Origin of the sequence: Burkholderia sp. LMG 13014, assembly GCF_905232215.1 — a bacterium.
GTDB lineage: Bacteria > Pseudomonadota > Gammaproteobacteria > Burkholderiales > Burkholderiaceae > Burkholderia.
Map to the genome: position 1 here is coordinate 1 of NZ_CAJNKE010000512.1, position 4,213 is coordinate 4,213.

Annotated in this window: 3 protein-coding genes and 1 pseudogene; all 4 read right to left on the reverse strand. The window is 65.9% G+C overall.

Features of this window, described 5'->3' with window-relative positions:
• Window positions 1-180: pseudogene (locus JYJ84_RS29860) on the reverse strand (hypothetical protein); the annotation flags it as partial.
• Window positions 181-527: 347 nt separating this feature from the next.
• Entirely contained in the window at window positions 528-2,054 is a 1,527-nt protein-coding gene (gene lysS, locus JYJ84_RS29865; protein ID WP_122945783.1) for a lysine--tRNA ligase, read from the reverse strand.
• A gap of 81 nt (window positions 2,055-2,135) precedes the next feature.
• Window positions 2,136-3,240, reverse strand: a protein-coding gene (gene prfB, locus JYJ84_RS29870; protein WP_174959459.1) for a peptide chain release factor 2 whose coding sequence is annotated in 2 segments (ribosomal slippage) — window positions 2,136-3,158 and window positions 3,160-3,240 — 1,104 coding nt in all. Because the reading frame shifts where the segments join, the coding sequence is not laid out codon by codon here.
• Window positions 3,241-3,392: 152 nt separating this feature from the next.
• Window positions 3,393-4,213: DHH family phosphoesterase (locus JYJ84_RS29875; protein WP_240201920.1), on the reverse strand; the 821-nt coding region annotated here is incomplete at its 5' end.

Below are 4,213 nucleotides of genomic sequence, written 5' to 3' on the forward strand. Positions count from 1 at the left end.
CGATGCGATCAGCGCGGCCTGGGTTTGGCCGTTCTGTTCGTTGCTGCTGCTGGCCTTCGGGAACACGCCCGTGATCGCTGCCGTGGCCGCGAGGCTGGCGACGATGACGGCGCCGGCGGCGGTGGCGATGAGCGGGTGGAGGCGTTGCTTTTGCGGCGTGGTCTGATTCTGGTTGTCCATTTTTTTCTCCGATGTCGATCCGGATCGGCACATCGGTGCCGGGCCGGACCCCACGCCCGGGAGCGAGCAGACTTGGCGTTCCTGCGCCTCGTTCTGGTCCCGTGGTCATGCGTGGTGACGCAACAGGAGTGTCATCCACCGGCGCGCGGCGCACCGTATCAAGGTGTAACGAATTGCAGCGGGGCGCAGGCGTTCGTTACCGGGAAAACCCGGAGAAGGCCGTTGCGACGAGGGGATAAAACGGGGGAGGATCGAAAGCCGGCGGACGCCGGCTGGCGGGATTTACGCGTCGTTACAAAGCTGACGCGTGCGCGCCGCGGGGCGCGGCGCACACGCGGGCGCAGCGATCAGTCTTCGCGGCGCAGGTGCGGGAACAGCAGCACGTCGCGGATCGTCGGGCTGTTGGTCAGCAGCATCACGAGACGGTCGATACCGATCCCGCAGCCGCCGGTCGGAGGCATCCCGTATTCGAGCGCGCGGATGTAGTCGGCGTCGAAGAACATCGCTTCCTCGTCGCCTGCATCCTTCTGCTCGACCTGCTTCTTGAAGCGTGCAGCCTGGTCTTCCGGATCGTTCAGCTCCGAGAAGCCGTTCGCGATTTCGCGGCCGGTCATGAACAGCTCGAAACGCTCGGTGATGCCCGGCACCGTATCCGATGCGCGTGCGAGCGGCGACACCTCGACCGGGTAGTCGATGATGAAGGTCGGCTCCCACAGCTGCGCTTCGGCCGTTTCCTCGAACAGCGCGAGCTGCAGCGCGCCGATACCCGCGTTCAGGAACGCCGGCTGCGACACGTCGACGCCGAAGCGCTTCAGTTCGGTGCGCAGGAACGCGTCGTCCGACAGCTGGCCGGCGGTGTAGTCCGGCGCGTACTTCTGGATCGCCTGCGTGATCGTCAGGCGGTGGAACGGCTTCGCGAGGTCGAGCTCGCGGCCCTGGTACTGGATCGTCGCGGTGCCGAGCGCATCGATCGCCGCCTGGCGGATCAGTTGCTCGGTGAAGTCCATCAGCCAGCGGTAGTCGGTGTACGCGGCGTAGAACTCCATCATCGTGAATTCCGGGTTGTGACGCGGCGACACGCCTTCATTCCGGAAGTTGCGGTTGATCTCGAACACGCGTTCGAAGCCGCCGACGATCAGGCGCTTCAGGTACAGTTCCGGCGCGATGCGCAGGAACATCTGCATGTCGAGCGCATTGTGATGCGTGACGAACGGCTTCGCGGCCGCGCCGCCCGGGATCGGGTGCAGCATCGGCGTCTCGACTTCCATGAAGTCGGCGTTGTCCATGAAATTGCGGATCGACGCGATCGTCTTGGTGCGGGCGCGGAACGTGTCGCGCGTTTCCGGCGTGACGATCAGGTCGACGTAGCGCTGGCGGTAGCGCATTTCCTGGTCCGACAGGCCGTGGAACTTGTCCGGCAGCGGGCGCAGCGCCTTCGACAGCAGGCGCAGCTCCTTGCACTGGACCGACAACTCGCCCTTGTTGGTGCGGAACAGCACGCCGCGCGCGGCGACGATGTCGCCGAGGTCCCACTTCTTGAATGCGTCGTAGGTTTCCGCGCCGACGTCGTTCGGCGTCACGAAGAACTGGATCTGGCCCGAACCGTCCTGCACCGTCGCGAAGCTCGCTTTGCCCATCACGCGCTTGAGCATCATGCGGCCGGCCACGGCCACCTCGACCTGCTTCTCTTCGAGGGCGGCCTTGTCCGAGTCGGCGAAATCCGATTGCAGATCGGCTGCGTGATGCGTCGGGCGGAAATCGTTCGGGTAGGCGACGCCTTGCTCGCGCAGGGCGTGCAGCTTCTCGCGGCGCTCGGCGATGATCTGGTTTTCGTCCGCGGTGACGGCGGGCTGCGTTTGGGTCGGTTCGGTCATGATGGTCGGAATTCGGAGTGGTGCGGCAACGCAAACGGGAAGGGCAAGGGGGCGCGACCCGGCAGGGCCGCGCCGCGGCGCTTACACGCCCTGTTTGAGGCTCGCGCTGATGAAGTCGTCGAGGTCGCCGTCGAGGACGGCCCGCGTGTTGCTCATTTCGACGTTCGTGCGCAGATCCTTCACGCGGCTCTGGTCGAGCACGTACGAACGGATCTGGTGGCCCCAGCCCACATCGGTCTTGCTCGATTCGAGCTTGTCCTGTTCGGCCTGGCGCTTGCGCATTTCAACTTCGTACAGGCGCGACTTCAGCATCGCCATCGCTTCGGCGCGGTTGCGGTGCTGCGAGCGGTCGTTTTGGCACTGCACGACGATACCGGTCGGCATGTGCGTGATCCGCACCGCGGAGTCGGTCTTGTTGATGTGCTGACCACCCGCGCCCGATGCGCGGTACGTGTCGATGCGCAGGTCGGCCGGGTTGATCTCGACTTCGATCGAGTCGTCGATTTCCGGATAGACGAACACCGACGAGAACGACGTGTGGCGGCCGCCCGACGAGTCGAACGGTGACTTGCGCACGAGGCGGTGGATGCCCGTTTCGGTGCGCAGGAAGCCGTATGCGTATTCGCCCGTGACCTTGACCGTCGCGTTCTTGATGCCGGCGACGTCGCCGTCGGAATCTTCGAGCACCTCGGCCTTGAAGCCCTTGCGTTCGCAGTAGCGCAGGTACTGGCGCAGCAGCATCGACGCCCAGTCGCACGCCTCGGTGCCGCCGGCGCCGGCCTGGATGTCGATGAAGCAGTTGTTCGGGTCGGCCGGGTTCGAGAACATCCGGCGGAACTCGATGTCGCCGACGCGTGCCTCGAGCTTCGCAGCGTCTTCTTCCGACGCGACGAGCGTGTCCTCGTCGCCTTCCTCGCGGGCCAGCTCGAACAGGTCGAGCGCGTCGCGCAGGTCGCTATCGAGCACGGTGAGCGTCGTGACGACGCCTTCGAGCAGCTTTTTCTCGCGACCGAGCGCCTGGGCGTTCTTCGAATCGTTCCAGACGTTCGGGTCTTCGAGTTCCTTGTTGACTTCGGTCAGACGCGCAGCTTTGGCGTCGTAGTCAAAGATACCCCCGGAGCTCGCCCGCGCGGTTGCGCAGGTCGAGCAGGGAGCTTTCGATCGCGTTGAGACGTTCCGCTTCCATGATCGTTCGCTTTTCTTGCTTCGTAAAAAAGCGGAATTATAGCCGATCGGCGGGGTTGCCCGGTGACGCAAACGGTGCTCGCACCCGCGCCGCGGCCCCGTCCGGCGCGGCGTGCATGCAGCGGCGGGCAGTGCGGGCCGGGCGGCCCGCGCTCAGCCGGCCGCGTGTTCGACGATCAACTGGACGCGCGTGACGCCGTTCCACGTGTCGGCGACGAGGCGGTATGCGACCAGCGCGCTCTCCGGCAGCGGCTCCGTGTGGTTGAACCAGATCGCGCTGAAGCGCTGGCGGCCGCGTGCAAGCTGCAGCTTCAGGTGTTTTTCCTTCACGAGCGACTGCGACACGACGTCGAATTCGCCCGAGAAAAGCGGGGCCGGAAACCCCTGCCCCCAGACGGCCTCGTCGAGCAGCCCGACGAACTGCGGCGTGAAGTACGCGTCCTCGAGTTCGCCGTCGGTCTCGATCACGCGGGCGAGCGCGTCGTCGGACAGCCATTCGCGCGCGACGGCCTCGAACGCGGCCGCGAAGCGCGGCACGTTCTCGGTGTCGAGCGTGAGGCCGGCCGCCATCGCGTGGCCACCGAACGCGACGATCAGGTCCGGTTCGCGTTTCGACACGAGATCGAGCGCGTCGCGCAGGTGGAAGCCGGCGATCGACCGGCCCGATCCCTTGACCCGCTTGCCCTCCTCGTCCGCGTGCGCGAACGTGAACGACGGGCGGTGGAATTTTTCCTTGAGCCGGCCGGCGACGATGCCGATCACGCCCTGGTGCCACTCGGGGTTGAAGAGGGTGATCGTGCACGCGTCGGCCGGATCGACGTCGGCGAGATCGGCGAGCGCCTGCTGCTGCATGCCGGCCTCGATCTCGCGGCGCTCGCGGTTCATCACGTCGAGCTGCTGCGCGAGATCCCACGCGCGGCCGATGTCGTCGGTGATCAGGCACTCGATACCGAGCGACATGTCGGAGAGCCGCC

Excerpts from the sequence above, each read along its gene's own strand:
- lysS (WP_122945783.1), bottom strand. The coding sequence starts at position 2,054 with ATGACCGAACCGACCCAAACGCAGCCCGCCGTCACCGCGGACGAAAAC.